This window comes from Streptococcus sp. GMD1S (assembly GCF_000296875.1).
Classification (GTDB): Bacteria; Bacillota; Bacilli; order Lactobacillales; family Streptococcaceae; genus Streptococcus.
Window position 1 is genome coordinate 1 of sequence record NZ_AJQY01000165.1, and the last position, 1,132, is coordinate 1,132.

A 1,132-nucleotide genomic window follows, 5' to 3' on the forward strand; every position below is an offset into this window, starting at 1 on the left:
AGCGAATTTAACCAAGAAGAAGTCGAAACCTTGGCACGTCCATGTTTGAACATGCTCAATCGTTTGACGTATGAAGTAACAGAAATCGCCTTGGATCTTCCAGGGATCAATTTGGAGTTTTAGTCATGAAATTAGCTGTCATTACAGATTCTTCAGCCTATTTAGAGGAGAAGACGCTGCAAAGAGAGAATCTATTTATCTTGGATATTCCTGTTAACATTGATGGGGAGGAGTATGTTGAAGGTGTCAATCTGACTGCTGAGGAATTTTATCAAAAAATGGTTCAGTCTGTAGAATTGCCTAAAACTAGCCAACCAAGTATTGCCAAATTGGATGAGATTCTTAGTTCTTTGAAAGACGAGGGTTATACCCATGTCTTGGGACTCTTTCTTTCGTCAGGAATTTCAGGCTTTTATCAGAACATCCAATACATGTTGGATGAGTATGATGGCTTGACCATTGCCTTTCCAGATACCCATATCACCAGTTCCCCTCTAGGATTTATGGTAGAGAGTGCTTTTGAATGGGCAGAACAAGGTGATGATTTTGCCCAGATTCAGGAGAAGTTGGGGATCCAAATTGCTGATAATTCAGCCTTTATCATAGTAGATGACCTCGACCACTTGGTTAAAGGAGGACGTTTGTCAAATGGGGCAGCTATCTTAGGGAATCTCCTCAGTATCAAGCCTATCCTTTACTTTAATGACCAAGGTGTGATTGAAGTTTACGAAAAAGTTCGTACGGAAAAGAAGGCAATCAAACGTTTGGTGGAAATCATCAAGGAGTTGACAAAAGATGGGGACTACCGTATAACAGTCATCCATGGCAATGCTCCTCAAAAGGCAGTGGATTTGCGCCAGCTTTTGATGGAGAGTGGTGTGACTTCTGAGATTCCAATTAATACCTTTGGGAGTGTCATTGGGACCCACCTTGGAGAAGGTAGTATCGCCTTGAGCTATACACCAATCGTCTAAATTGTTCTTACAAGCTTTGTATCTTAGCAATTGAACACGGCCTACCTGCCTCTTGAAAAAAGATGCCTGTCTTGCCTTTCGTAGAAAGTCAGCGCCATTCCTTATTTTTCATGGGCAGCTAACGTCCTTTGTATCTTGATAATTGAACACGCCTGGAA

The 1,132-nt window shown here is 41.6% G+C and carries 2 protein-coding genes; both read left to right on the forward strand.

What is annotated here, in order from left to right; translation table 11 throughout:
* Nucleotides 1-123: DUF1149 family protein (locus GMD1S_RS07990; protein WP_008280726.1), on the forward strand; the 123-nt coding region annotated here is incomplete at its 5' end.
* 2 nt (nt 124-125) lie between these two features.
* The gene (locus tag GMD1S_RS07995) at nt 126-974 is read left to right on the forward strand and encodes a DegV family protein (protein WP_000762165.1); all 849 of its coding nucleotides are present in this window, start codon (nt 126-128) and stop codon (nt 972-974) included.
* The last annotated feature ends 158 nt before the right edge of the window (nt 975-1,132 follow it).

Excerpts from the sequence above, each read along its gene's own strand:
- GMD1S_RS07995 (WP_000762165.1), top strand. The coding sequence starts at position 126 with ATGAAATTAGCTGTCATTACAGATTCTTCAGCCTATTTAGAGGAGAAG.